Below are 25,787 nucleotides of genomic sequence, written 5' to 3'. Positions count from 1 at the left end.
GGTCGTGTCCGGTTAACTGCGTAAGCGCATTAAATAGACTCTGCCGGGAGGAGACAACAGCCGGGGCAGCAGCCAGGCACAACAATTTGTACATGACCGGGATATTTCTGCCGATTGACCCCGACGGCTGGGTTACAATCCCGGGCTTTTGCCAGGGTTGTATAACATATGTGGTTCAAGAACATCCGCGCCTACCGTCTCACCAGTCCCTTCGAACTTTCCGCCGAGTCCCTGGGCGAACAGCTCGCCCCGCGGGCGTTTGAGCCCTGCGCCAAGTCCCAGGCTCTTGCCCTGGGCTGGGTGTCGCCGCTGGGAGAGGCGTCGGAGGAACTGGCCCACAGCGCCGGCGGGCGCCTGCTGGTCAAGCTCAAGCGGGAGGAAAAACTGCTGCCATCCACGGTAGTGCGCGAGCAACTGGAGGAGAAGGTGGCTCATATCGAATCGGAGCAGGCACGCAAGGTCTACCGCAAGGAGCGCCTCACCCTCAAGGACGAAATCATCCAGGACTGCCTGCCCCGGGCCTTTACCCGCTCCTCCGCGGTTTACGCTTATATAGACAGCCGCAACAACTGGATATTCATCGATGCCGCCAGTGCCGCCCGCGCCGAGGAACTGCTGAACCTGCTGCGGGAGTGCATTGGCTCGTTCCCGGTGGTGCTGCCGCAGGTCAACAACGCGCCCTCGGCGACCATGACCGGCTGGCTGGCGCACCAGAGCCTGCCGGATGATTTCGCCCTGGGCGAGGAATGTGAGCTGCGCGAGCCCGGCGAGGAGGGCGGCGTGGTTCGCTGCCGTGGCGTTGATTTGTTGAGTGAAGAGGTGGAAACTCACCTCAATGCCGGCAAGCAGGTGGCGCGGCTGGCGCTGTCCTGGGACGAGCGGGTGAAACTGGTCCTGGCCGAGGACCTGTGCCTGCGCCGGCTCAAGTTCAGCGAAGAACTGATGAAAGAGAACGAGGACATTCCCGAGGCGGACAATGCCGCCCGGCTGGACGCGGATTTCGCCCTGATGTCCGACGCCATTTCTGCCCTCCAGGAGCGGGTGATCGACATTTTCGGTGGCGAGGCGGAGTAAGCTGTTGCCGGCGCGCCCCGATACCCAGGACTACCGTGCGCTGTTCCTCGCCGATGCGCCGATGATGGACATGCGCGCCCCGCTGGAGTTTGCCAAAGGCGCTTTCCCCGGCGCCACCAGCCTGCCGTTAATGAGTGACGAGGAGCGCGCCCGGGTCGGCACCTGTTACAAGCAGCAGGGCCAGCAGGCGGCAATCGAACTGGGTCACAGCATCGTCAGCGGCGCCACCCGGGACGAGCGCCTGGCGGCCTGGTGTGACTTCGCCCGCGAACACCCCGATGGCTACCTGTACTGCTTCCGCGGCGGCCTGCGGTCGCAGACGGTCCAGCAGTGGCTGCGCGATGAGGGCATTGACTACCCCCTGGTCCGCGGCGGCTACAAGGCCATGCGCCGCTTCCTGATCGATGAACTGGAGCGCTCGGTGGCGCAGGCCAGCCTGGTGCTGATCAGCGGCAAAACCGGCACCGGAAAGACCCGGGTGATCCAGGGTATTGCCCGCGCGGTAGACCTCGAGGGCCTGGCCTGTCACCGTGGCTCCACCTTCGGCCAGCTGCCCCAGCCCCAGCCCAGCCAGATCGACTTTGAAAACAGCCTGTCCATCGCGCTGCTGAAACTGCTGGAGCAAGGCCGGGGCCCGGTTTACCTGGAGGACGAGGGCCGGCTGATCGGCCGCATCCACCTGCCGGAAGTGCTGCGGCAGAAGATGGCGCAGTCGCCGCTGGTGGTGCTTGAGCAGAGTCTCGATGAGCGCATCGAGGTGGTGATAGCGGACTACATCGTCGACCTCGGCCGGCGCTACCGGGAGCTGTACGGCGCCCGGGGAGACGAACTGCACGCGGAGAAACTGCAGGCTGACCTGGATAAAATCCGCAGGCGGCTGGGCGGGGAGCGCCACCAGCGCAGCCGGGAAATGATGGCGGCCGGCTTTGCCCGCCAGCGGCAAAGCGGGAACCTGGACGGCCACCGCCCGTGGATCGGCCTGCTGCTGGAACAGTACTATGACCCCATGTATGAGTATCAGTTACAGCAGCGCGCGGGCGATGTCCTGTATCGCGGTTCGCGCCCGGCGGTGCTGGACTGGGTTGCCGGTCGCTGATGCGGGCCCAGGCGGAACTGCAGCGCGACCTGGTGCTGGTGGGCGGCGGTCACAGCCATGCCCTGGTGCTGCGAATGCTGGCCATGAACCCCATCGCCGGACTGCGCATTACCCTGGTGTCGCCGGCCAGCCATACGCCCTATTCCGGCATGCTGCCGGGACTGGTGGCGGGACATTACCGTTTTGAACAAACCCATATCGACCTGTCCCGACTGTGCCAGTGGGCAGGGGTGCGCTTTATCGCCTCCGAGGTCACGGCGCTGGATCCCGCGGCGCGGGAGCTGACCCTGCTGGGGCGGCCGCCGATCAACTACGACCTGCTCAGCATCGATATCGGTTCCCAGCCGGAACTCGATTCGGTCCCCGGGGCGCGGGCCCACTCGGTGCCGGTAAAGCCGGTGGCGGGGCTGTGGCAGCGCTGGCGTGAGCTTGAATCCCGCCTGCAGCAGGCGCACACCAGCCACCGGGTAACGGTGGTCGGTGGCGGCGCCGGCAGTGTGGAGCTGGCGCTGGCCATGGCCCACCGGCTGGCGCAGCGGCCGGTAGCCATCGCCCTGTTCTGTGGCGCGCCGCAGATCCTGCAGGGTTATAACCGGCGGGCGAGGTCCGCCGTCATGGCGGCGCTGGCCCGCCACGGGGTGGAGCTCCATGTGGACAGCCGGGTAGCGCGGGTGGAGGACGAGGCGATTGTCCTCGGCGACGGCAGCCGCCATGTCTACGACGACCTGTTCTGGTGCACTGGCGCCGCGGCGGCGCCGTGGGTGGCGGCCAGCGGCCTGGCCTGTGACGAGCGGGGCTTCCTGCTGGTGGACGACAGCCTGCGCTCCGTCGACGATGCGGCCGTATTCGGCGCCGGTGATATTGCCAGCCAGTTCAATCATCCGCGGCCCAAGGCCGGCGTCTACGCCGTGCGCCAGGCGCCGGCGCTGGCCCACAATCTGCGCGCCAGCCTGATGGGCCGGCCGCTGCGGCAGCACCGGCCCCAGCAGCGCTTTCTCTCCCTGCTCTCCCTCGGCGACCGGCAGGCGACCGCGGACCGGGCTGTTTTCAGCGCCAGCGGGCGCTGGGTCTGGCACTGGAAAGACCGGATAGACCGGGAATTCATGGGCCGCTTCGAAACGCTGCCCGCCATGGAGGCCGGGGCCGGCGCCGATGCCCTTCCCGGCGCCCTGGAGCCGGCGGCGAAACCGCACTGCGGCGGCTGTGGCGCCAAGGTCGGCGCAACGGGCCTGTCAGCGGTGCTGGCCGCCCTGCACGGGGAGTTCCCGGAACAGGTGGCGGATCCGGCCAGCGGTGACGATGCTGTGCCCATTCCCGGGGTGGCGGGGGAGACGGTGCTGCAGAGCCTGGATCTGCTGCGGCAGCTGGTTGCCGACCCCTGGCTGATGGGGCGCATCGCCGCCAATCATGCCCTCAGCGACCTCTATGCCTGCGGCGCGAGGCCGCTGTCCGCCCTCGCCGCCATCACCCTGCCGTTTGCCGCGGGCAGCCTGCTGGAGCGCGACCTGCAGCAGGTGCTGGCCGGGGCGCTTTACGAATTCGCGAAAGTGGATTGCATCCTCGCCGGTGGCCACAGCATGCAGGGCCCGGAGCTGCAGCTTGGCTTTGCGGTTAACGGCCAGCTGGTGGCAGACAGGGCGCTGCCCAAGCGCGGCGCCAGGCCCGGCGATGTGTTGATCCTGACCAAGCCCCTGGGCACCGGAGTGCTGTTTGCGGCCCACATGCAGCAGGGCGCCGATGGCCGGGATGTGGCGGCGGCGATCGAGATGATGCTGCAGGGCAATGCCCTGGCCGCCGAGCTCGCGGCTGGCGCGGCGGTCTCGGCCTGCACCGATATCACCGGCTTTGGCCTGCTCGGGCACCTGCTGGAAATGCTGCTGCCGGGGCAGGGCGCCGCTCTGGACCTGGCGGGCCTGCCCACCTTGCCGGGGGCGACAGCGCTGCTGGCGGCGGGCGTGCGCAGCACCCTGCACGAGACCAACAGGGCCTCTGCCCAGGCGGCGCTCGCAGGTACCGCGGCGGCGCAGGAAGCGCCGGCACAGATTTTGTTCGACCCCCAGACCAGCGGCGGCCTGTTGCTGGCCGCAGCCCCGGACCGGGCCAGTGAGCTGGTGGCCAGCCTCTGCCAGGGGGGCTATGCCCAGGCCCGGGTGATCGGCGCGGTCACGGCGGGCCCGCCAGCGGGCCGCGCGACGGTCAGCCTCACTTGGCCGCCAGGTGGTGACCGACCACTTTCAGGGCCTGCCCTTCGCGCAGTCGTTCCGCGCCTCTCACCACCACCGCATCGCCGGCGGCCAGGTCGCCCTCAATCGCTATTCGTGAACCGCGACCGGCGAGGGTCTTGACCGGCACCTTCACCGCCTTGTTGTCGGCCGAGACCGTGTACACGAAAACATTGTTCTCGCGCAGTACCAGGGCGTCCCGGGGAATGCTCAGCGCCGGGCTGGCGGCGTTGTCCGGCAGGGCCACGGTAACCGCTTCACCGATCATCCACTGCCCCGGCTCCACCGACAGCCGCAGTTCCATCATCCGCGAGCGCTCGTCGCCCACCGGAACCATGCCGCGGATGGCGCTGACGGCGGTGGCGCCGTGCCCCGCCACTTCCACCTCGCTGCCGGGGCGGTTGTAGCGGGCGACCTTGAGCGGGGCGTTCACGCTGATTTCCACCTGCCGGGTATCCACCAGCCGGACCAGCCCCGCGCCCGGGGTGGTGTATTCACCGCTGTACAGTTCGCGGTTGGCGATCACGCCGGGGAAGGGGGCCTTGACCTGCGCCCGCTGCAGGTCATACCGGGTGCGGTCCAGTTCCACCTCGGCAATGCGCTGTTCCTGCAGCAGCATTTCCAGCCGTGACTCCACCTCGTCCAGCTCGGCCCTGGCCATATTGTTCTGCAGGGCAAGCTTCTGCAGCCGGTCGATCTGGCGCCTGTTGTACTGGATATCGGCTTCCAGCCGGGCGATCTGGGCCTGGTCGTTGCGCAGCTGCAGCTGCAGCAGGTGGTCATCGATCCGGGCGAGGACATCGCCGGTCTCGACGTGGTCACCCACCTGGGCGACCCAGGTCAGGCGGCCACTGATCTCCGCCGCGATTACCGCGTCCTGGGTACTGATTACCGTGCCCGGCAGCCGGACCACGGAGCTGGCGCTCTCTGCGCTGACCGTCGCCAGTTCGACGATGGCTTCCGCTTGCTGGGCCAGGGCGGGCTGGCCGGCGCCGGCCAGGACGAGGGTGCTTGCCAGGAGGGCGCGGTTGAGGAATTTCATCGTGGTTCTCCAGTAGTCATTTATGCCACCGACTTCAGTTGCGGGGCCGGCGTCTTGTCGCCGTCGCCTTCAATGACCCGGCTGTGGCTTTCGCCCATGCGCAGGAAGCAGGGCAGCAGTAACAGGGTAAACAGGGTGCTGACACACATACCGCCGACGATAACGGCGGCCAGGCCGCGGTAGATCACGCTGCCGGCGCCGGGCATCAGCAGCAGCGGCAACATGCCGAAGATGCTGGTGAGGGTGCTCATGAATATCGGCCGCAGCCGGGTCTGCAGGGCCTGTTCCACCGCCTGGTGACGACTCACGCCCTCGCGCTCGGCGCTGCGGGTCTGGTGCACCAGCAGGATGGCGTTGTTGACCACCAGGCCGAGCAGGATGACGAAGCCAATCATGGTCAGCAGGTCGAGCGGCTGGAAGCTCACCAGATTGAGCAGGCGGATGGCGACGATACCGCCCACCATGGCCAGGGGCATCGCCATGACCACCAGCAGGCTGTCTTTCATGGAGCGGAACAGGGCCGCCATCAGCAGGAACAGGACCACCAGCGCCAGGGCGAAGTTGTTGCCCATGGACTTGATGGCCCGGGTCAGGGCGTTGGCGCTGCCGCCATAGAGAATGTTGCCGTCGGCGGGCAGAGCCGCCTTGAGCCGGGGTTCGACCTGTTGGCGAATCGTGGTGAGCACGTGCTCCAGTGACACGTCCTCCGGGGGCCGTACATCGATGGTAATGGTGCGGCGGCTGTCGATCCGGCGCAGCTGGCTGGGGCCGACGGTGCGCTCGATGTCCACCAGCTCGGACAGGGGGACCAGCGCACCGGTGGGGGTCACCACCGGGGCGGAGGCCAGTTGCTCGGGAGACTCCCAGGGCTCGGAGCGGAGAATGATGTTCATCCGTTTCTCACCGTTGAAGTATTCACCCACGTACAGGCCGTCGCCCATGGCCCGCACCAGGGTGCCGATGTCCTGCCGGGCCCAGCCCGCCTCGGCGATCTTGCGGTCGTTGGGCGCCAGCTGCAACTCCGGCTCGGCCTGCTCCAGGTTGGGACTGACCCGCACGTTGCTGTCGGGCAGGGCCTCCCGCAGCAGGGTTTCCCCCAGGGCCGCCGCCTCGGCGATGGCGGCGCGGTCGCGGGACTGCAGGTGCAGGGCGATGACCCGGTCGCCGCCAAAGCCGCCAAACAGGTTGCCCTGGGAGGCGAAGAACTGCATGTCGGGCAGGTCGGCGAAAATCTCCTGGTTGATGATGCGTTCCAGCTCCTTGACCCGCGACTGGTCGGCCACCCGGGCCCCCATGCCGCCGCCGCCGTTCCAGGTCAGGATGTAGTAGTTCTTCAGCGCCGGCTCCCGCTCGCCGCTCATGAACGGCGCCATGCGCTCATCCAGTACCTTGATGTACTCCTCGGCGATGCTGCGTTCGCTGACCCCGGGCGGAAACTGGAAGTAGGCATCCACCGCGTCGCGTTTCACCGGCGGCAGGTAGTCGAGCTCGGGCAACAGCAGGTAGCTGGCGCTGAGCGGGGTAGCGATAAGCACCGCCGCCAGGGTCCAGCGCTTGCGCGGGGTGGAGGTGATGGCCATGATGAAGTTGCTGATCCGCAGCCACAGGCCGCGGTTGCGGTCTTCCAGTTTGCCCTCCTGCAGCCAGCGGCGGGCCGCCAGCGGCAATATGGTCACCGCCACCAGCAGCGACACCACCACGGCGATGGCGATGGTGATGGCGAGGTCGCCGAACAGCTGGCCCTCCACCTCGCGCATGAAAATAACCGGCAGGAAAATGGCGACGGTGGTGGCGGTGGAGGCGAGCAGGGCGCCCCACACCTGCTGCGCGCCCTGCAGTGAGGCGTCGAAACTGTTCAGGCCCTTTTCCCGCAGGCGCACCACATTTTCCAGCACCACAATGGCGGCGTCCAGTACCATGCCCACGGCGAAGGCCAGGCCCGCCAGGGAAATCACGTTGAGCGTGCGGCCGGTGAGGTTGAGCACCACGAAGGTGGCCAGCAGTGACACCGGAATGGCCACGGCGACGATCAGCGTCGCCCGGAAGCGACGCAGGAACCACCAGAGAATGCCCACCGCCAGCAGGATGCCGAGCAGGATGTTGCCGCCGACCAGGCCGATGGCGCGGATAATGAACACGGAGGCGTCGAAGGACTGGGCCATGACCAGCCCGCGGTCGGCCACCGGTCCGGCATTGAGCTCCGCCACCACCGCTTTCACCGCATTCAGGGTCTGCAGCGCGTTGGCGCTGGTTTCCTTGTCGATGCGGACCGCCACCGCGGGGTTGCCGTTCTGGGTGTTAGTGAGCACTTGCTCGCCGCGGGTGACCGCTATGTCGGCGATGTCCCCCAGCTTGATGGGGCGGCCATCGCGCCATTCCAGGACGAACCCGGACAGCTCATCGGGTTCGTAGCGGCCGGTGAAGCGCAGGGTGTACTGGCGCCGGCCAACGTCGACGAAGCCACCGCTGATGTCATTGGCCCGCCCCAGCCGGGCCGCGGTTTCGGTCAGTGGAATGCCCAGCTGCGCGGCGCGATAGGGGTCGAAGAGGATCTCCAGTTCCTGTTCCGGGTTGGCATTGTTCTGCTGCACGCTGACCCGGGCGACCCCCGGCACCGACTCGATGGCGGGACGGATAACGTCCTCGACAAACTGGATATAGTCGTAAATCGAGCCCTCGGTGCCAGGCAGTAATTGCAGGAAGAAGAAGGTGAGGGCGGGGGTGTCGCCGTTGCCGCCGCCGAGCATGATAACCGGCTGGGTGGCGTCACGGGGCAGGGGATCGAGCCGGTTCATGCGCGAGATGACCTCGATCAGCGTCCGCTGCATATCGGTGTTGAGGCCGAACTCCAGGTTGACCCAGGCGTTACCAGCATTGGCGTAAGCGGCCATTTCTTTCAGCCCCGGGATCCCCCGCAACACCGCCTCGATCGGTTCGACGATCTCGGACTCGATTTCCCGCGGCGACGCCGCCCGCCAGCCGGTCTGGATGCTGATGGTGGGGTTTTCGATATCCGGGAACAGCTGCACCGGCAGCCGGGTCAGGCTGTAGGCGCCAAAAAACAGGATGACCGCCACGGCAACGGCAATGCCAGCGGGATTCTTCAACGAGCTCGCAGTCAGGTTCACGACCCACCCCTGTGGATTGTCTGGTTCTAGCGGACCCTGAACATAGCAGGCGCGGGGGGATGAGGCAGGGGATCTGCGGCGAGTTGCAGCCGGGCTGCGACGAATGCCGGTAGGGGCCGTTGGGACATGGCTTTGCTAGCCGGCGGCGAAGCGCTCCAGGGCGGTTCCGTGCAGCCGGTAGCCCACCCATTCCTTCAGGGGCTCTGCGCCGCAGGCTTCGTAAAAGCGGATGGACGGTTCGTTCCAGTCCAGTACGTTCCACTCGAAGCGGCCGCAGCCCTCGGCGACCGCCTGGCGGGCCAGGTGCTGTAGCAGGGCCTTGCCAGCGCCGTGACCGCGGTACTCCGGAGAAACGTACAGGTCCTCGAGAAACAGGCCGTATTTGCCCAGCCAGGTGGAGAAGTTGTAGAAGTAAATGGCGAAACCCGCGGGCCCGCCGTCCACTTCGCAGATCAGCGAGTAGGCCCGGGGATTGGTCCCGAACAGGGCCTCGCGGAGCATGGTCTCGTCGCTGCTGACCTCGTCCAGCGCTTTCTCGTAAGTGGCCAGTTCGCGAATGAAGTGGTAGATCTGGCCGATGTCCTCGGGGGTGCCATTGCGTATTGCTAACGATGTCATGTCAAAGTCGCTCCAGTTGTCGGTCGTGCCTGCGGCCCAGCACCAGCAGTGCAGTGACCGCCCCCAGCAGCGCCAGCGCCATATCGCTCTGGGTATCCCACTGGTATCCCTGGGTGCCGAGAAAGGCCTCCGCCGAAGCTCCCGCCATTACTGCTGCCAGCCACTCCAGCAGTTCATAAAAGGCCGAGAACGCCAGGCAGAAACAGACCACGATAAAGTTGCGCCAGGCGATGCCGTTGACCACCTGTTTGCGGATCAGTAATTCGCGGGCAATCATCGCCGGAACAAAACCCTGGATAAAGTGGGCGAGCTTGTCGTAGTTGTTGCGTTCGGCGCCGAACAGGCCGTCGAACAGGGGGACCTCGGCGTAGGTGTAATGTCCGCCCACCATCAGCACGACGCAGTGCAGCAGAATCAGCCCGTACAGCAGGCGCGTTAGCGGGAATGAATCCCGCGTGTACACCAGCACCGCCAGGCCAATGACCGCCGGCGATACTTCCAGCAGCCAGGTGAAGTAATCCCGGGGATTGATTGCCGACCAGGTGAAGGTCAGCAGGAACAGGGCCAGCCAGAGGGTGCGCATGGTATCAGTCCCGGTCCCAGTAGCGGGTCATTTCCAGGTACAGGAAGGATGCGCTCCAGGTGATCAACACCAGGCCGGTGAGCGATTCCAGCCCGGTCAGGTAGCGCAGGTCGCCGATGGGCTCAATGTCGCCAGTGCCCAAAGTGGTGTAGGTGGTGAAGGAGAAGTAGACGCAATCCAGCAGACTGCCCTCGAAGTTGCCCTGGAAATACCCCCAGCTTTCGGCGTGGTGCATCAGGTAATAGGACACGGCAAAAATCCACACCTCCAGGGCATGGGCGGTCAGCGCGGCGAACACACCGAGGACGATGCGAAAACGGTGGCGGATTTTCAGCTGCGGCATGAGGATGGTGAACCGGTACAGGAACTCATAGTGAATAATGACCGCCACGGCGATGACCAGTATGTTGATGGAAACGATGGCGATCATGGGTAATCCGGCAGCCTCATGGCACAACTGTACACCTTCGGGCGCCGCAACGGCGCCGGAATTCCCTTTTGACGGCCTGCCGCAGGCAGCGTAGTCTGGGGTTTCCGCGTGAGTGGACACTATAATAGTGCTTAGCAGAAGAGCTAACAAAACACTTGTTTAAGGGAATTCCTATGAAGACAGTAAATTATCTGGCTATTTTTGCCGCCTCAGCGGTGCTGGCCCTTTCCGGTTGCAGCAAGGAAGATGTGGAAGAGGCTAAAAGCAGTGTCGGCAGTGCTGTGGAGAGCGTGAAAGAGCAGACCGAAGCGACCATGGAAGCCGCAGGTGATATGGCGGAAAGCGCCGTAGATGCCACCGGCGATGCCATGGAAGACGCGGGCGACATGGCCGCCGATGCTGCTGACGCCACCGGCGATGCAATCAACGATGCCGTGGATTCCGCCTCCGACATGGCCGCCGACGCCGGCGATGCCATGGAAGACGCAGCCGACGACGCCACTGATGCCGCAGAGGACGCCGCCGACGAGGCCGGTGATGCCGCGGAGGAAGCTGGCGAGAAAATGAGTGAGGCCATGGGCCAGGGCTGACCAAACCCAGCCGGGTCGCGGTAAAGGCATTGACCGTGACCCGCTTACCCTGCTGCAATAGCAGCCATTGAGTGACACGCCACCGCGAGGAGTAGGGCATGGGTTCTAACGTTAAAGCTCACCTGAAGCACGAAATGCTGGTAGGAGGCATATCCAATGCCATAGCCAACGGATTGATTGCCTGGCTCATATTGCGCGGCGGCCCGGACCTGACCTGGAGTGGTCAGCACAGTTTCGTGGGTGATATTGTGGCTACCGCCTTTCTGTTGCCCTTGATTGTGGCGCTGATTGTGATTCCCCTCCAGCGGCGCAAGCTCAAGAGTGGAAAGCTGCAATCGATGAGGCTCGAATCAGGGTCCCTGTTGCAATCATTGGCAGATCGCTTCCCGGCTGGACTCGGCAAGAGTTCGCTCCTGTTCGGCCTGGTCGGTGTATCCGTTTTCGCTCCCGTGTTACTCCTGATTATCTATGCGGGAGGAATAGACTCATTTTCACCAGCGTCCTATGCCGCTCTCAAGGGCGCCTGGGCAGGCCTGATGGCGGCAGTGCTGGTTGTCATCATGGTACTGGTGGCACTGCGGGCGCCGGCGGCAGTGGCAATCGCCGACTGAAAATTGCGCTGGCCCGGTCCGACGGCGCCCCGGGTGCTCGCTGGTCTACATGCCCCTGTAAATGCCCCTTGTCTAGTGATGCATGGAAACTAGTGCTGATGCTGTTTGATCAGGTCCCTGAGCTCTGGTGGTGCCACAAATACGTCGCGCTTGCCGATTTTGTACTTTCTCAGCAAGTGGAATTCGTCTGAAAGCCGTTGAAGGTCTGTCCTGGCGGTCTGGTACGTTACTCCATGAGAGGTCTGGTGGCTCTTGATAGTGTATTCGGCGCCGGGATTTTTGAGAGCATTTTTCAACAGGCTTAACTGGCGATGATTCAGTTCACCGTGTAGATGAGAGTGATCCAGTAATTTTCCGGCCTCTTTAATCTGCGCTGATCTACGTCCCAGGTATTGGTGAAGGTCTGCAATCGCTTCCTTGATCACCTCTAGTTGATGAATGATGAAATACGTCATGTCGTTCTCATCGGTTTCGGTGTACAGGTAAGCATACTGATACTGAGCAGGGGCCTTTTTGATGATCCGGGAAATGGAGATGTATTCCATGAGCCAATATCCCCTATTGGCCATCACCCAGTAAAACAAAGCACGCGCAGTTCGGCCATTCCCGTCAACGAAGGGATGGTCATAGCCGATCATGAAATGAACAATGGCTGCTCGTATTATTGGATGTATATACATAGCTTCATCTTCACTGGTGCAATTCGCAAAGTCGCAAATTTTTTGAAGCCTGTCTGGTAAGTCCGCCACGGTTGGCGGCACATGCAATAAAGTTCCGTCTTTTGAGAAGACGCAAATGTCGTCTTTGGCACTTCTGAATTTGCCAGCCTTGTCTTTGTCCTCAGCAGGTAGGGTGCCTTCTGTGAGAATCTTGTGAAGCTCAAATATCATTGAAGGTGTTAGCGCATCATTTTTAACGTCCCTTAAGAACCTCATGGCATGGTGGTTATTGATAATCATTTTTTCAGAATGGTCTTTAGGCGCCCTGCCTGTTCTGATCATCTCTTTCGCAACCCGTCGAGTGGTTGCTGCGCCTTCCAGTTGGCTGGAGCTAATGGCTTCCTCTATCAGCGAATTTATCAAATAGGTTTTTTTAGTTGATGGGTCGGAAATTTCGGGATCCGCCTCTATGGCGCCAGTAGCGCTCTCGCTTATCCAGAACAGGTCTCGCATTACGCCGTCTGGTACACAAAAGCAAAATGGGCGTCCCTGCTTGTCCAGAAAGGGCAGCGGCCTGGAAATGCTTTGCCTGGCTGTGTGCAGGGCCAGCCAATACCCCTCAATTTCGAAACCCTCCGGGGGAGTGAGGTGACGGAGTTTGTCCCAGTGGAGATAGCGTCCTTTCGAGTCATAGGGACCCACATTGGACATGAGGGCCTTGATGAGCTTGTCGTTGGCCTGTTTGCCCCATTGATTCAGAACATCCTGAACTGTTGGGGGGATGGCTGGTAGCTTCATGTCTTCCCCAAATACTAATTTGTTGAAAATTAGTATATCCCTGGAGGAGTGGCATAACTACTAATTTACAAAAAATTAGTAGTTATTGAAAATATGCCTATAAATCAATATGTTGTGTTTAGATGGGCCAGCGGAGGCGTCTTGCCAAAGGCATTATAAGCCATTGAAACTTGTATGCTTTATTGAATTGGTTCGCCATCGTGCCCCCAGATATGCCCCGGGCGGGTTTATGCTTGCTTGTAAATCAGGCGGGAACCTTGGACTTGGTGGCGGCTGCTACGACGTTGCGTTGGCTTTCAGTGGTCTTTTTGAGGACGTCACCATACACCCGCTTCTTCTCGCTGGAAGGGGCACTGGAGATGAACGCCGCGAAAGCGGTGGTTCGATAGGCGTCTTTTCTGGGGAAGAGTTTCATGTCCCTTAATTTAGGTGCGTCTCAGTTGGGTTTCAAGAGCTGCGACAGTGTATTTTTCCGGCACGTGGTTGCCAATCTGGTCAATATTGGCCTTGTACAGCTTCCGGGAGTTGTCGTTGTTTTGCAGTAGCAGGTCGACCTTGACCTCTTTCCCAAAGATTCGTTTAAGAGAGTTGACAGAGTCCCTGGCCCAGGGTTTCCTTGCCATGGGGTATCCTTATTTACGGTTGGGATCAAAGCTGTAGCTTAAAGCCTTTCCGAGACCCGGTCAGCCTGTTCCTGCAGCCGATCAATTTTTCGCTGTTGGGAGTCGATCTTGGATTGATACTGGTCGTTCACGGCCTGCATCTCCGAGGAAATGCTCTCTTCCCAGGTGGCACCGGCCAGGTTGTTATTGGCGTAGCGTTTCTTGTTGCGCAGGGCGGCGATTTTTTTGTCGCGCTCGGCTTCGAGGTAATCAATCCGGTCTTCCCGGCGGTCTATTTCCCGCTCAGCTTCGCGCAGCAGCCGTGAAGCCTCTACTTTGTCCCAGGTGTCTGGTTCCTGGGAAGGGGCGGTGGTCGTCGCCGCGGTCGCTGTGGGCGCGGGGGAGGTGCTTACCGGGCCGCCGTTGCGCTCAGGTCCGGTAATGGTTCCTGTTTGCGCATTCTCGCCACAGGGGCGTTGGCTGAACACGGGCTGGCCCCCTTGGTCCTTGCATTTGTAGAACTGGGTTTGGGCGCTGGCGGTGCTGGATATGGCCAGCAAAACGGCGAAAGCGAGTCCATGCTTCATGAATTAGGTTCCCTGGTTTCTTATTTTGATAGTGGCAGAAGCGGCGATACCGGGCAACTTGCCGGGGTCAAAAGTGTGACTTGCATGGTGTTTTCTGCAGCTGAGCAGATCGGGGCGTTAATGCGCGCCAGTTTTATGGGCGTTGCCGGCGCCAGGGCGGTCAGCTGCGAACTGGTTGGTAAATGTATCCCCACAAGCGCCCACTCTGTATTAAGCCTGCGCTTTGTTATCGGCCCTATAAAACAAAATAAATGGGCAATAATTTTGTATAGTTTGCGGGCAAGTAATAAAAAGCCCCGTCTGAAAGGACGAGGCTCTTTTACAGTATGGTGCCCGGAGACAGAATCGAACTGCCGACACGGGGATTTTCAATCCCCTGCTCTACCAACTGAGCTATCCGGGCTAGGTCGCGGAACGCGAGAGGCGCGTATTAAACCCGTATGGCGTTGCCGAGTCAAGGGCGCGGGGCGGAGGTAATCCGATCACTCCGCGGGGGGGACGTAGCCCTCGGCGCGGTCGTAGTCCTCGCCGGCGAGGAACTTGTCCATTTCCTGTTGCAGGTACTTGCGCGCGTCCGGGTCCACCAGTGACAGGTGCTTTTCGTTGATCAGCATGGTCTGGTGGGCCTGCCAGTCCTGCCAGGCCTTTTTCGACACGTTGTCGAAAATGTCCTGGCCCTTGGGCCCGGGGTAGGGCGGCGCATCGAGGCCTTCGAGTTCTTGCTGGTATTTCTTGCAGAATACAGTGCGGGGCATGTGCTTACTCCTTTGCCAGGTCCTGGTGGGCCAGTTGCTGCAGCAGGCCGGCGATGGGCGCGGCCAGGCCGATTGCCGGTGGTTGGCGGACGTTATACCAGAGCTGCCGGTTGGCTTCCATGACCAGGCCCGGGCTGTTACCCAGTTCGACCAGTATCGGCTCTATGTCCAGGTGGTAGTGACTGAAGCTGTGGCGGAACCCGGGCCAGGTCTCGATGGCATCTGGTGCGCGGCCGATGGTGTCCAGGCACCAGTGTGTCGGGTCCAGGTCCTCACCCTCGGGGAAGCACCACAGTCCGCCCCAGATGCCCTGGGGCGGGCGCTTTTCCAGCCAGGCCCGGCCGTCCCCGTCGCGCAGCATGAGGAAGCGCGTGCGCCGCACCGGCAGGGTCTTTTTCGGTTTTTTGCCGGGGAAGTCGGTCTCCCGGCCCATGGCGTGTGCCGCGCAGTCGGCGGCCAGTGGACAGCGCGGGCACTGGGGTGAGCTGCGGGTGCACAGGGTGGCGCCCAGGTCCATCATGCCCTGGGTATAGTCGGCGCAGCGCTCCGCCGGGGTATATCGCTCGGCGATCTCCCACAGGGTCTTGTGCACGGCGGTTGTTCCCGGCCAGCCGGGCACCGCGTGGTAGCGCGCCAGCACCCGCTTGACGTTGCCATCGAGGATCGCCGCGCGTTCGCCGTGGGCGATACTGACAATTGCCCCGGCGGTGGAGCGGCCGATGCCGGGCAGGGCCATCAGCCCCTCCACGTCGGCAGGGAACTCGCCGCCGAGTTGCTCGCAGACCTGCCTGGCGGCCTGGTGCAGGTTGCGCGCCCGGGCGTAGTAGCCGAGCCCGGTCCACAGGTGCAGCACCTGGTCTTGCGGCGCGGCGGCCAGGTCGGCGACGCCGGGAAAGGCGGCCATGAAACGCTGGTAAAACGGAATAACGGTGGTGACCTGGGTTTGCTGCAGCATGATTTCTGATACCCAGACCCGGTAGGGGCTGGTGTCCCGCTGCCAGGGCAGGTCGTGGCGGCCGTGCTGGTCGAACCAGGTGAGGATGCGGGGGGCGAAGTCCTGGGGCATTCGGTGTGGTGGCTTCCTGGGGTGGGTGGATCCCGGCGTGCGCCGGGATGACGTCTGCAGAGCCGTTGGCCATGGGCGTGCTGAGTCCGGATCCCGGCTTTCGCCGCGATGACGCTGTCTTTGGGGTGCTGGCAAAGCCCGTACAGCGTACCCAGCCGGGCCTATTTCTGCCAGTGAATTCAGCTACTTATTGCCTTATAATGGCCGCCCTTTTCGGGGCGGACCCCGGACAATAACGCATTTGGAGAGCATGATGGCGGAGCGCAAGGCCACCGTTGAACGCAATACGCTGGAGACCCGGATCACCGCCGCGGTGAACCTGGACGGCACCGGCACGGCCACCCTCGAGACCGGGATCCCCTTCCTGGAGCACATGCTGGACCAGATCGCGCGCCACGGCCTGATCGACCTGGATATCAACGCCAAGGGGGACTTGCACATCGATGACCACCACACGGTGGAGGATATCGGCATCACCCTGGGCCAGGCCTTCGCCCGGGCGGTGGGCGACAAGAAGGGCATCATGCGCTACGGCCACGCCTACTGCCCGCTGGACGAGGCACTTTCCCGGGTGGTGATCGATTTTTCCGGCCGCCCCGGGCTGACCTTTAACGTGACCTTTACCCGCGCCACCGTCGGCGGTTTCGATGTCGACCTGTTCATGGAGTTCTTCCAGGGCTTCGTCAATCACGCCCAGGTGACCCTGCACGTGGACAACCTGCGCGGGGACAATACCCACCACCAGGCCGAGACCATCTTCAAGGCCTTTGGCCGCGCCATGCGCATGGCCCTGGCGGAAGATCCGCGCATGGCCGGCGTCACCCCCTCCACCAAGGGTGTGTTGTAAGCCGATGAGCGGTGTGGTTGCCGTTATCGACTACGGCATGGGCAACCTGCACTCGGTAGCGAGCGCCCTGCAGCACGTGGGCGCCGACCAGGTGCTGGTGACCCATGACGCGGAACAGATCCGCCGGGCCGACCGGGTGGTGTTTCCCGGCGTCGGCGCCATGCGCGACTGCATGGCGGAAATTCGCCGTCTCAAGTGCGACCAGCTGCTTGCCGATGCGCTGGTGGAGCAGCACAAACCGGTGCTCGCCATCTGCGTCGGCATGCAGGCCCTGCTGAGCCACTCCGAGGAGAACGGCGGGGTGGACTGCCTCAACCTCATTCCCGGCGAGGTGCGCTACTTCGGCAACCCGCTGCGGGATGCTGGCGGCGAGCGTCTCAAGGTGCCGCACATGGGCTGGAACCAGGTGCGCCAGACCCGGGCCCACCCGCTGTGGCGGGGCATAGCGGACGGTGAGCGCTTTTATTTTGTGCACAGCTACTACGTGGACGCCATAGACCGCGAGCTGGTGGCCGGCGCCCTGGACTACGGCGTGAGCGCCGATGCTGCGCTGGCCCGCGATAACCTGTTCGCGGTGCAGTTTCATCCCGAAAAGAGCCACACCGCTGGCCTGCAATTACTGAAAAATTTCCTGGAGTGGAACGGCCAATGCTGATTATTCCCGCAATCGATCTCAAGGACGGCCAGTGCGTGCGCCTGCGCCAGGGCCTGATGGACGCCAGTACCGTGTTTTCCGATGACCCGGTGGCCATGGCCGCGCGCTGGGTGGAGGCCGGCTGCCGGCGCCTGCACCTGGTCGATCTCAACGGCGCCTTTGCCGGCGAGCCGGTCAACGGCGAGGTGGTTACCGCCATCGCCGCCGCCTACCCGGAGCTGCCGATCCAGATCGGCGGCGGCATCCGCAACCTGGAAACCATAGAGCACTACGTCCGCGCCGGGGTCAGCTACGTGATCATCGGCACCAAAGCGGTCAAGGAGCCGGCCTTTGTCGGCGAGGCCTGCCGCGCCTTCCCCGGCAAGGTCATTGTCGGCCTGGATGCCAAAGACGGTCTGGTGGCCACCGATGGCTGGGCCGAGGTGTCGGCGGTGCAGGCCACCGACCTGGCCCGGCAATTCGAGTCCGAGGGCGTTTCCGCCATTGTCTACACCGACATCGCCCGGGACGGCATGATGCAGGGGGTCAACGTGGAAGCCACCGTGACCATGGCCCGGGCGTCCTCTATCCCGGTCATCGCCTCCGGCGGCATCACCAACATCGACGACATTCGCGCCCTCAATGCGGTGGCCGCCGAAGGCATTTGCGGGGCTATTACCGGGCGGGCGATCTACGAGGGCACACTCGACGTGGCCGAGGCCCAGCGCCTGTGTGACGGGGCCGCCTGAGCATGGCGCTGGCGAAACGCATTATCCCCTGCCTGGACGTGGAGAACGGCCGGGTGGTGAAGGGGGTGAACTTCGTCGATATCCGCGATGCCGGGGACCCGGTGGAAATCGCCATCCGCTACAACGAGCAGGGCGCCGACGAGATCACCTTCCTCGACATTACCGCCAGCCACGAGGGCCGGGAGACCACCGTACACACGGTAGAGCAGATCGCCGAGAATGTGTTTATCCCGCTCACCGTGGGCGGCGGTATCCGCACCGTGAACGATATCCGCACCATGCTCAATGCCGGCGCCGACAAGGTCAGCATCAACACTGCGGCCATCCACAACCCGCAACTGGTGCGCGAGTCCGCCGAGCGTTTCGGCTCCCAGTGCATCGTGGTGGCGATCGACGCCAAGCGGGTGGACGACGACCTGGACGGCCAGCCGCGCTACGAGATCTTCACCCACGGCGGGCGCAAGCCCACCGGCATCGACGCGGTGGCCTGGGCGCGGAAAATGGCCGAGCTGGGCGCCGGCGAGATCCTGCTTACCAGCATGGACCGCGACGGCACCAAAAACGGCTTTGAACTGGGGGTGACCCGGGCGATTACCGACGCGGTGGAAATCCCGGTGATTGCCTCAGGGGGCGTTGGCAACCTCGATCACCTGGTCGCCGGGGTGCTCGAGGGCGGCGCCGACGCGGTCCTCGCCGCCAGCATCTTCCATTTCGGCGAGTACACCATACCCGAGGCCAAGGCTTACATGGCCCGGCACGGCATCGAAGTCCGGCTCTGAGCCAGGCCCGCCGCCGGGCCGCTCCCGCTGCGCCTGCCGGGCCAGTATTTCCGATACCAGCGCCAGCTCGATACCGCGGCACTTCAGCGCCGGCAGCGCAGCGGCGAGGAATTCAGCGGTAGACGGGTAGGGATGGCCAATCCCCACCGCTACCCCATCGCGCTCCGCCAGCGCCAGCAGGCGATCGAACTGGGCGCTGATGGCGGCGGGCGCGGTTTCATTGTCCAGGAATACCGAGCGGGACAGGTGCGGCACCTGGTAATCGGCGGCGGTTTGCGCGGCAACGGTGGCCGCGTTGGTACGCGAGTCGATGAAGTACAGGTCCCGGCGCAGCAGGGCCTGCATCACCCAGCCCATTTGCAGCGGCTGCGTGGTCAGCTCGCTGCCCATGTGATTATTGACGCCGCGGATGTGGGGAACGGCGTTGATGTTCTCCGCCAGTATGCGGTCGAACTCCTCCCGCGGCAGGGCGGCGGTCAGCCCGCCGGCCCCTAGGGGCACGCCGCCGGCATTGCTCATCGGGGCGTGCAACAGGATCTCCTTGCCGGCGGCGAACCCGGCCTCGGCCAGCTCCGGGCCGAAGGGGGTGTGGGGGAGTATGGCGAGGTTTAACTTGCCCGGCAGGTTGACCATCGCCAGGCCCTGGCGGCGACGGTGCCCCAGGTCGTCAATAATCAGCACCAGGGAGGCGCGGGCTGTGCTGGCGGCTATTCCCGCCGGCGGCGCGGTGTCGCACGGCCCGTCAGCGTCAGCGCTGGCCGGCAGGGCGAGCGCAAGCAGCCAGGCCAGCAGGCTGTGCCAGCGGTAGCCCACGGCGCCTCCCCGGTCAGGATTCAGCCGGCGTGCCAGCCCCGGCCCGCTGGATATTGCTATTGCGCATCCCCAGTACGTTCAGGCCCTTGAGCAGGGTCAGGGCCTCGTACAGCTGGTTGTCACTGCCCAGCAGGCTGTTGCTGGGCTTTTTGCTTCTGGCGTCGCTGTCGCTGTTGGCGTTACTCAGGTGGCGGGTCAGGTCCGATTCGCTCAGTCGCCGGGAGGTGTCGTAGGCGGTGACCCGCGCTCTTTCCACCTCGATATCCGGTTCAATCCCCTCCGCCTGGATGGAGCGGCCGTTGGGCGTGAAGTACAGGGCGGTGGTCAATTTGACCGCGCGCGAATCGGAAATCGGCAGAATGGTCTGCACCGAGCCCTTGCCGAAACTGCGGGTGCCCATGATGACCGCCCGGCCGTGATCCTGCAGCGCCCCGGCAACGATTTCCGAGGCGCTGGCGGAGCCGGAGTTGATCAGCACCACCAGCGGGGTGCCCGCACTGGCATCGGTGGGCTGGGCGACGAAGTCCATGTCCGAATTGGGCAGCCGGCCCTCGGTGTACACCACCTTGCCGCCATCCATGAACAGGCCGGCCACATCGACGCTGGAGCGCAGCACCCCGCCCGGGTTGTTGCGCAGGTCCAGCACCAGGCCCTTGAGTTCCTCCCCGCTCATCAGTTCCTGTAGCGCCTTGCTGACGTCTTCGCCGGTGGCGCTCTGGAACTGGGCGATGCGGATATAACCGTAGCCCGGCTCCAGCCAGCGCTGCCTGACGCTGGCCATCTTGATGACGTCGCGCACCAGGGTCACCTCGAAGGGCTGGCTTTCCCCGGGGCGGCCGATGGTCAGTTCGATCTCGCTGCCCGCCGGGCCGCGCATCTGCTGGATGGCCTCGTTCAGGCTCATGCCCTTCACCGGCGCCTTGCCGAGCTTGAGGATGACATCGCCGCTTTGCAGGCCGGCCTCGGCGGCGGGTGAGCCATCGATCGGGGCGATGATCGTGACGTAGCCGTCTTCCATGCCCACTTCCAGCCCGAGGCCGGAAAACTCGCCGGTGGTGGCCTCCTGCAGCCCCTCGAAGGCGTCCTTGGTCAGGTACACCGAGTGCGGGTCCAGGTTCATCAGCATGCCCTGGATGGCGTACTCCAGCAGGGTGCTGTCATCGATATCCTCGACATAGCCCACCCGGATCTGGTTATAGACGTCGGCAAAAGTGCGCAATTCGTCCAGCGGCAGCTGGCCCTGTTCCTCAATGGCAGACAGAGCCGGCAGCGACATCAGGGTGGCGGCGGCCGCGCTCAGCAGCCGCTTGTGCAGTGGGGAACAGAACATGGGTAGTGCCAGTAGGCCGGGGGCCTGTGTTGTTTTCTCGGGAGCCAAGTGTACCGCAAAGCTCCCGGCGGTGGCCAAGCGTTCAGCGGCGGCACCAGCGGGCGGGGTTGACCGGCTTGCCCTTTTCGCGAACCTCGAAATACAGCGCCGGCTGGCTCAGGCCGCCGCTGTCGCCGACGGTGGCGATCGGCGTATCGGCGCTGACCCACTCACCCACCTCGCGCAGCAGGGTCTGGTTGTGGGCGTAGAGACTCATATAGCCCTCGCCGTGATCGATGATCAGCAGCAAGCCCATGCCGCGCAACCAGTCGGCGTAAACCACCCGGCCGTGGTGGATGGCCTTTACCGGCGTGCCGGCGGGGGCGGGAATGGTCACCCCCTGCCAGCGCATCTTGCCCTGGTTGCGCTGGTCGCCAAAGCGGGAGCTGGCCCTGCCGGGTACCGGCCAGGGCATTTTCGAGCGCGCGGCCCGGAACGGCTGGTAGTTGTCCGGGACCTGCAGGTTGACCACGGCCTCGCGGATCGCGTCCAGCAGTTGTTGCAGTTCTTTCTGCTCCGCCTGCAGCTGTTTCAGTTCGGCGCCCTTGCCCTGAATGCTCTGGTTGAGCCTGGCGACCGCCTGCTGCCGTGTTTGCTGGGCGCGTGCCAGGTCCTGCTGCCTGCTGGCCAGGGTGGCCTGGCGCTGTTCCAGTTCCGCGAGGGTGTCGGCGATCTCCTGGCGGGTCGACTGCAGCGCTTCCAGGGTGGACCGGAAGGCGTTGAGCATTTCATTGCGGGCGCGGAAGAAATAGCGGTAGTAGGCCATGACCCGGGCCACGGTGTCCGGGCTTTCCTGGTTGAACAGTACCTTGATCTGGCCCTGCTGGCCCATCTGCCAGGCGGTGCGCAGTTCCACTGCGATGCGGGTCTGCTGTTCCTCCCGGTCTTGCTCCAGCCGGGCTTCCTCGCGTTGCAGTTCTGCCAGCCTGTCGCGCTGCCTGGCAATAGCGCTGTTGGCCCGGTCGATGTCGCGGTTGATCCGCGCCTGCTCCAGCTCCGCTTCCCGCAGCTGGCTCTCGAGCGTGTCGCGGCGCTTGTTGGCGCTGCTGATCTCGCGGTTGATGCGGGCGATATCGGCCTGCAGCCGGGTCAGCTGGGCGCGTGCCTGTTCCTCGTCGGACTGGGCCCGGCCCGGGAGTGAAACCAGCGCCAGGACCAGGGTCAGCAGGATTGCACCCAGGCGAGTGATAGCCAGCGCTCCCGCTTCAGGCGCTGGCCGCAGCCAGGTTGCGGCCGGTCATTTCCTCCGGCTGGGGCAGCTGCATCAGGCCCAGCAGGGTGGGCGCGATATCGGCGAGTATCCCGCCCCGGGGGTCCAGCTGGACCTTGTCCCGGCCGATATATACCAGCGGCACCAGTTCGGTGGTGTGCTGGGTGTGGTGCTGCCCGGACTCGTAGTCGAGCATTTGCTCGCAGTTGCCGTGGTCGGCGGTTACCAGGGCCTGGCCGCCGACCTCCAGCAACGCCGCCTCTACCCGGCCGAGGCAGCTGTCCAGTGCCTCAACCGCCTTGACCGCCGCTGCGTACACGCCGCTGTGGCCGACCATGTCGCCGTTGGCGTAGTTGCAGACAATCAGGTCGTACTTGCCGGACTGGATCGCCGCTACGAGTTTGTCGGTGACCTCCGGCGCGCTCATCTCCGGCTTCAGGTCATAGGTGGCGACGTCGGGGGAGGGTATGAGTTCCCGGTCCTCGCCGGGAAACAGCTCCTCGCGGCCACCGCTGAAGAAGAAGGTGACGTGGGCGTACTTTTCAGTTTCGGCGATACGCAGCTGGGTCCGGCCCTGCTGGGCCAGGTAATCACCCAGCACGTTCTTCAGGCTTTCCGGCGGAAAGGCGCAGCGGGTGTCGATGTCGGCGGCGTATTCGGTGGTGGTGACAAAGCCGGCCAGGGCCGGGCGGCGCCGACGCTCGAAGCCGTCAAAGTCGGCGTCGACAAAGGCGCGGGTCATTTGCCGGGCCCGGTCGGCGCGGAAATTCATGAACAGCACCGCGTCACCGTCCGCGACGGCCACGGCCTCGGCGCCTGCGGGCACCACGGCGGTAGGCAGCACGAATTCGTCGTTTTCGTCCCGCTGGTAGGCGGCGTCCAAGGCGGCCAGGGGATCGCTGGCGGTGTGTTCGGCAAGGCCTTCGGTCAGTAGCCGGTAGGCGGGCTCGACCCGCTCCCAGCGGTTGTCCCGGTCCATCGCGTAATAGCGGCCACAGATGCTTGCCACCCGGCCGCAGCCGAGCTCCGCGAACAGTGCCCTGGCCTTTTCCAGCGAGGGTCTCGCGCTGCGCGGCGGGGTGTCGCGGCCGTCCAGAAATGCGTGCAGGTAAACCCGCTGTGCGCCGCGGCTGGCGGCCAGGCGGATTGCCGCGAAAATGTGCTCCTCGTGGCTGTGCACGCCGCCCGGCGACAGCAGGCCGAACACGTGCACTGCCCCGTTGTTGGCGATCGCCCGGTCGATGGCGACGGTATAGGCGGGGTTGCGGTCAAAGCTGCCATCGGCGATGGCCTGGTCGATGCGGGTGATGTTCTGGTAGATCACCCGGCCGGAACCCAGGCTCATGTGACCGACCTCGGAGTTACCCATTTGTCCCGCTGGCAGGCCCACGTCCAGGCCGGACCCGGAAATCAGGGTGTGGGGCGACTCGCGCCACAGCCGGTCCCAGACCGGAGTGGTGGCGCCGGCGATGGCGTTGTCGGCGCTTTCCTCCCGGTAGCCCCAGCCGTCCAGGATGATTAATACAGTGGGTTGTTTGGGGCTTTCGCTCATGGGGATTCCAGTGTGGGACAGGTAACAGAGGGCGGCATTTTACCCTGTCTGGCCGACCCGTGCACCGCCCCGGCCGGTCGGGCGCGGGGCCAGCGCTGGCGCGGCTTCCGGGGGTGGCTGAGGACGGTCTTAGGCTGTATACTTGCGGCCTTTTGCGAGCCGCCTGTTCCGCTGTGGCCGGCGACTTCAGCGCACATCCGGCGGCCGCGCCATCTCGAGACAGACACAATCATGGATTTATTTGTTGAATTCCTGACCCAGCAGTGGATTCTGGTGGCAGCCCTGCTGGCGGTTGTCGTGATGCTGTTCATGCACGAGACCCGCAAATCGGGCACCTCATTGAGCCCCCAGCAGGCCATTAACCTGGTGAACGCCAATGAGGGGGTGTTTGTGGATTTGCGCGATACCGCGGATTTTCGCGCCGGGCACATTGTCGACGCCATGCACATTCCGTCGTCGAAGCTGCTTAACAACACCGGGCTGCTGGAAAAGTACCGCGACAAGCCCATCGTTCTGGTGTGCAAGATGGGCCAGAGCGCCGGCCCGGTGGGCAAGAAACTCAACGCGGAGGGTTTTGCCAGCGTCAATATCATGACCGGTGGCATGATGGAGTGGAAAAACCTGCAATTACCCGTGGTCAACAACGGTTGAGCGCCATGAGTTCAGCAATTGTCATGTACTCCACCCGTTTCTGTCCCTACTGCGTCAGGGCCAGGATGCTGCTGGAAAGCAAGCATGCTGAATTTACCGACATCGGCGTGGATGCCCGTCCGGAGCTGCGCCGGGAAATGATGCAAAAGAGCGGTCGCCGCACAGTGCCGCAGATCTGGATCGGCGAACGCCACGTTGGCGGCTACGACGACCTGGCGCGCCTCGAGCAGATGGGCGAACTGGACGATTTACTCAAACAGGTGACTTCGGCGTAAGCCGGCACCGGAACAATACCAATGGAGGACGGCACGATGGCCGACGAACAAGTACAACAGCAATTCGCGATGCAGCGCATCTACACCAAGGACATCTCTTTCGAGTCGCCGGCAACCCCCGGGGTATTCAGGAAGCAGTGGCAGCCGGCGATCAATGTTGACCTGAACACCAAGAGCGACAAGATCGACGACAGCGGCAATTTCGAGGTTGTGCTCAGCGTCACCATTACCGCCAAGGTCGACGACGAGACCGCCTTCCTGGTGGAAGTCCAGCAGGCCGGCATCTTCCTGATCAGCGGTATCGAGGGCGATGACCTGCGCCGGGTGCTGGGTACGGCTGCGCCCAACATCCTCTTCCCCTATGCCCGCGAGACCATCGACAACCTGTGCGTGAAAGGTGGCTTCCCGCCCATCATGCTGGCGCCGGTTAACTTCGACGCCCTGTACCAGCAGGCGCTGGCCCAGTCCGCAGCGCAGCAGGCTCAGGCTGGCGAGGCTGCCCAGGAGGCGTCCCACTGAGTGGGCGCAAACCGCTGGCACAAGTGAAAAGGGGCTGCGGCCCCTTTTTTATTGCCGGGTCTATTGCAGCCGGGGAAACCCCAGCTGGCGCAGCGCTTCGTAGGCAATTACCGCGGCCGCGTTGCTGAGGTTGAGGCTGCGGCTGTGCTCGCGCATGGGGATGCGGATGCGCTGCTTGCGGGGCAATTGCGCCAGCACCGCCGCCGGCAGGCCGCGGGTTTCGGGGCCGAACAACAGGGCATCGCCGGCCGCGTAGTGGGCCTCGTGGTAGAGGCAGCTGCCGCGGGTGGTAACAGCCATCAGCCGGCTGTCCGGGTGCTGGTGGCAAAACGAGGCCAGGTCCGGGTAGACCTGTACCGGGGCGAACTCGCGGTAGTCCAGCCCCGCCCGGCGCAGTTTCTTCTCGTCCAGGTCAAAGCCCAGTGGCTCGATCAGGTGCAGCCGGCAGCCGGTGTTGGCGCACAGGCGGATGATGTTGCCGGTGTTGGGGGGAATCTCCGGCTGGTAGAGGACGATGTTGAGCATCGC

At 63.9% G+C, this 25,787-nt stretch carries 27 protein-coding genes, 1 tRNA gene and 2 pseudogenes; 13 read left to right on the top strand and 17 right to left on the bottom strand.

Annotated features, from left to right (window positions below):
- The first annotated feature begins 168 nt into the window (after window positions 1-168).
- Genes rdgC through selD form a run of 3 tightly spaced genes read left to right on the top strand, consistent with a single transcriptional unit; the run spans window position 169 to window position 4,515 of the window.
- A complete protein-coding gene (gene rdgC, locus DWB85_RS03110; RefSeq protein ID WP_117952732.1) occupies window positions 169-1,074 on the top strand; it encodes a recombination-associated protein RdgC in 906 nt (301 codons plus the stop codon).
- Window positions 1,075-1,078: 4 nt separating this feature from the next.
- Entirely contained in the window at window positions 1,079-2,170 is a 1,092-nt protein-coding gene (gene mnmH / locus DWB85_RS03105; protein WP_117952757.1) for a tRNA 2-selenouridine(34) synthase MnmH, read from the top strand.
- Window positions 2,170-4,515, top strand: a complete 2,346-nt coding sequence (gene selD, locus DWB85_RS03100; RefSeq protein ID WP_117952731.1) for a selenide, water dikinase SelD — start codon at window positions 2,170-2,172, stop codon at window positions 4,513-4,515. Before mnmH ends, selD begins: the two co-directional genes overlap by 1 nt.
- Here the strand turns inward: selD and DWB85_RS19735 are convergent.
- The 5 genes and pseudogenes from DWB85_RS19735 to DWB85_RS03075 all read right to left on the bottom strand — a co-directional run.
- Window positions 4,460-5,434, bottom strand: a pseudogene (locus DWB85_RS19735) (efflux RND transporter periplasmic adaptor subunit); the annotation flags it as partial. The gene selD and the pseudogene DWB85_RS19735 overlap by 56 nt on opposite strands.
- Window positions 5,435-5,454: 20 nt before the next feature.
- Complete coding sequence (locus tag DWB85_RS03090) at window positions 5,455-8,562, bottom strand: efflux RND transporter permease subunit (protein ID WP_117952729.1); 3,108 nt, start codon at window positions 8,560-8,562, stop codon at window positions 5,455-5,457.
- A gap of 135 nt (window positions 8,563-8,697) precedes the next feature.
- Window positions 8,698-9,180 (bottom strand): GNAT family N-acetyltransferase, encoded by a 483-nt coding sequence (locus tag DWB85_RS03085; RefSeq protein WP_117952728.1) that lies wholly within the window; start codon window positions 9,178-9,180, stop codon window positions 8,698-8,700.
- 1 nt (window position 9,181) lies between these two features.
- Window positions 9,182-9,763, bottom strand: coding sequence for a DUF2238 domain-containing protein (locus tag DWB85_RS03080; RefSeq protein ID WP_117952727.1), 582 nt, complete (start codon window positions 9,761-9,763; stop codon window positions 9,182-9,184).
- 4 nt (window positions 9,764-9,767) lie between these two features.
- Complete coding sequence (locus DWB85_RS03075) at window positions 9,768-10,193, bottom strand: potassium channel family protein (RefSeq protein WP_117952726.1); 426 nt, start codon at window positions 10,191-10,193, stop codon at window positions 9,768-9,770.
- 173 nt (window positions 10,194-10,366) lie between these two features.
- On the opposite strand from DWB85_RS03075, the gene DWB85_RS03070 reads away from it, so the two are divergent.
- Entirely contained in the window at window positions 10,367-10,783 is a 417-nt protein-coding gene (locus DWB85_RS03070; RefSeq protein ID WP_117952725.1) for a hypothetical protein, read from the top strand.
- A gap of 98 nt (window positions 10,784-10,881) precedes the next feature.
- Window positions 10,882-11,394, top strand: a complete 513-nt coding sequence (locus DWB85_RS03065; protein WP_117952724.1) for a hypothetical protein — start codon at window positions 10,882-10,884, stop codon at window positions 11,392-11,394.
- A gap of 89 nt (window positions 11,395-11,483) precedes the next feature.
- Here the strand turns inward: DWB85_RS03065 and DWB85_RS03060 are convergent, their stop codons facing one another.
- The 7 genes from DWB85_RS03060 to mutY all read right to left on the bottom strand — a co-directional run bounded on the left by DWB85_RS03060 (window position 11,484) and on the right by mutY (window position 15,861).
- Complete coding sequence (locus tag DWB85_RS03060; RefSeq protein ID WP_117952723.1) at window positions 11,484-12,851, bottom strand: Fic family protein; 1,368 nt, start codon at window positions 12,849-12,851, stop codon at window positions 11,484-11,486.
- 244 nt (window positions 12,852-13,095) lie between these two features.
- Window positions 13,096-13,266, bottom strand: a complete 171-nt coding sequence (locus DWB85_RS19475; protein WP_162845985.1) for a hypothetical protein — start codon at window positions 13,264-13,266, stop codon at window positions 13,096-13,098.
- A gap of 10 nt (window positions 13,267-13,276) precedes the next feature.
- Entirely contained in the window at window positions 13,277-13,474 is a 198-nt protein-coding gene (locus DWB85_RS03055; RefSeq protein WP_117952722.1) for a hypothetical protein, read from the bottom strand.
- 38 nt (window positions 13,475-13,512) lie between these two features.
- The gene (locus DWB85_RS03050) at window positions 13,513-14,040 is read right to left on the bottom strand and encodes a DUF4124 domain-containing protein (RefSeq protein ID WP_117952721.1); all 528 of its coding nucleotides are present in this window, start codon (window positions 14,038-14,040) and stop codon (window positions 13,513-13,515) included.
- A gap of 327 nt (window positions 14,041-14,367) precedes the next feature.
- Window positions 14,368-14,443 (bottom strand) — tRNA-Phe (locus DWB85_RS03045).
- Window positions 14,444-14,522: 79 nt separating this feature from the next.
- Entirely contained in the window at window positions 14,523-14,795 is a 273-nt protein-coding gene (locus tag DWB85_RS03040) for an oxidative damage protection protein (RefSeq protein ID WP_117952720.1), read from the bottom strand.
- A 4-nt stretch (window positions 14,796-14,799) separates the two neighbouring features.
- Entirely contained in the window at window positions 14,800-15,861 is a 1,062-nt protein-coding gene (gene mutY, locus DWB85_RS03035; protein ID WP_117952719.1) for an A/G-specific adenine glycosylase, read from the bottom strand.
- Window positions 15,862-16,114: 253 nt separating this feature from the next.
- Between mutY and hisB the strand changes: the two genes are divergently transcribed.
- From hisB to hisF, 4 genes are read left to right on the top strand one after another with little or no spacing between them, the layout of a single operon-like run.
- Window positions 16,115-16,708 (top strand): imidazoleglycerol-phosphate dehydratase HisB, encoded by a 594-nt coding sequence (gene hisB / locus DWB85_RS03030; RefSeq protein ID WP_117952756.1) that lies wholly within the window; start codon window positions 16,115-16,117, stop codon window positions 16,706-16,708.
- A 4-nt stretch (window positions 16,709-16,712) separates the two neighbouring features.
- Window positions 16,713-17,363, top strand: coding sequence for an imidazole glycerol phosphate synthase subunit HisH (gene hisH / locus DWB85_RS03025; RefSeq protein WP_117952718.1), 651 nt, complete (start codon window positions 16,713-16,715; stop codon window positions 17,361-17,363).
- On the top strand, window positions 17,357-18,091 hold the full coding sequence (hisA, locus tag DWB85_RS03020; RefSeq protein WP_117952717.1) for a 1-(5-phosphoribosyl)-5-[(5-phosphoribosylamino)methylideneamino]imidazole-4-carboxamide isomerase: 735 nt from the start codon (window positions 17,357-17,359) through the stop codon (window positions 18,089-18,091). The genes hisH and hisA overlap by 7 nt, the downstream gene beginning before the upstream one ends.
- Window positions 18,092-18,093: 2 nt before the next feature.
- Window positions 18,094-18,870 (top strand): imidazole glycerol phosphate synthase subunit HisF, encoded by a 777-nt coding sequence (gene hisF / locus DWB85_RS03015; protein ID WP_117952716.1) that lies wholly within the window; start codon window positions 18,094-18,096, stop codon window positions 18,868-18,870.
- A gap of 57 nt (window positions 18,871-18,927) precedes the next feature.
- On the opposite strand, the pseudogene DWB85_RS19730 reads toward hisF, so the two are convergent.
- The 3 genes and pseudogenes from DWB85_RS19730 to DWB85_RS03000 form a co-directional block, all read right to left on the bottom strand.
- Window positions 18,928-19,551 (bottom strand): annotated as a pseudogene (locus tag DWB85_RS19730) (divergent polysaccharide deacetylase family protein); the annotation flags it as partial.
- 145 nt (window positions 19,552-19,696) lie between these two features.
- Window positions 19,697-21,013 (bottom strand): S41 family peptidase, encoded by a 1,317-nt coding sequence (locus DWB85_RS03005; protein WP_117952714.1) that lies wholly within the window; start codon window positions 21,011-21,013, stop codon window positions 19,697-19,699.
- A gap of 82 nt (window positions 21,014-21,095) precedes the next feature.
- A complete protein-coding gene (locus DWB85_RS03000; protein WP_117952713.1) occupies window positions 21,096-21,908 on the bottom strand; it encodes a murein hydrolase activator EnvC family protein in 813 nt (270 codons plus the stop codon).
- A gap of 30 nt (window positions 21,909-21,938) precedes the next feature.
- On the opposite strand from DWB85_RS03000, the gene DWB85_RS02995 reads away from it, so the two are divergent.
- Window positions 21,939-22,193 (top strand): hypothetical protein, encoded by a 255-nt coding sequence (locus tag DWB85_RS02995; RefSeq protein WP_117952712.1) that lies wholly within the window; start codon window positions 21,939-21,941, stop codon window positions 22,191-22,193.
- Between the two features lie 64 nt (window positions 22,194-22,257).
- Here the strand turns inward: DWB85_RS02995 and gpmI are convergent, their stop codons facing one another.
- Entirely contained in the window at window positions 22,258-23,814 is a 1,557-nt protein-coding gene (gpmI, locus tag DWB85_RS02990) for a 2,3-bisphosphoglycerate-independent phosphoglycerate mutase (protein ID WP_117952711.1), read from the bottom strand.
- Window positions 23,815-24,045: 231 nt separating this feature from the next.
- Here gpmI and DWB85_RS02985 point away from each other — a divergent pair, with 231 nt between their 5' ends.
- Genes DWB85_RS02985 through secB form a run of 3 tightly spaced genes read left to right on the top strand, consistent with a single transcriptional unit; the run spans window position 24,046 to window position 25,259 of the window.
- Window positions 24,046-24,465: a rhodanese-like domain-containing protein gene (locus tag DWB85_RS02985; protein WP_117952710.1), complete on the top strand. Its 420-nt coding sequence runs from the start codon at window positions 24,046-24,048 to the stop codon at window positions 24,463-24,465.
- A gap of 5 nt (window positions 24,466-24,470) precedes the next feature.
- The gene (gene grxC / locus DWB85_RS02980) at window positions 24,471-24,740 is read left to right on the top strand and encodes a glutaredoxin 3 (protein ID WP_117952709.1); all 270 of its coding nucleotides are present in this window, start codon (window positions 24,471-24,473) and stop codon (window positions 24,738-24,740) included.
- 36 nt (window positions 24,741-24,776) lie between these two features.
- A complete protein-coding gene (gene secB / locus DWB85_RS02975) occupies window positions 24,777-25,259 on the top strand; it encodes a protein-export chaperone SecB (RefSeq protein ID WP_117952755.1) in 483 nt (160 codons plus the stop codon).
- A 60-nt stretch (window positions 25,260-25,319) separates the two neighbouring features.
- Here the strand turns inward: secB and DWB85_RS02970 are convergent, their stop codons facing one another.
- Window positions 25,320-25,784, bottom strand: coding sequence for a tRNA (cytidine(34)-2'-O)-methyltransferase (locus tag DWB85_RS02970; RefSeq protein ID WP_117952708.1), 465 nt, complete (start codon window positions 25,782-25,784; stop codon window positions 25,320-25,322).
- Window positions 25,785-25,787 lie beyond the last annotated feature (3 nt).

It is taken from the genome of Seongchinamella sediminis, assembly GCF_003457605.1.
In the GTDB taxonomy this organism is placed as follows: Bacteria; Pseudomonadota; Gammaproteobacteria; order Pseudomonadales; family Halieaceae; genus Halioglobus; species Halioglobus sediminis.
Note: the sequence above shows the minus strand (reverse complement) of the source record. Positions and strands in the feature narration are given on the sequence as shown.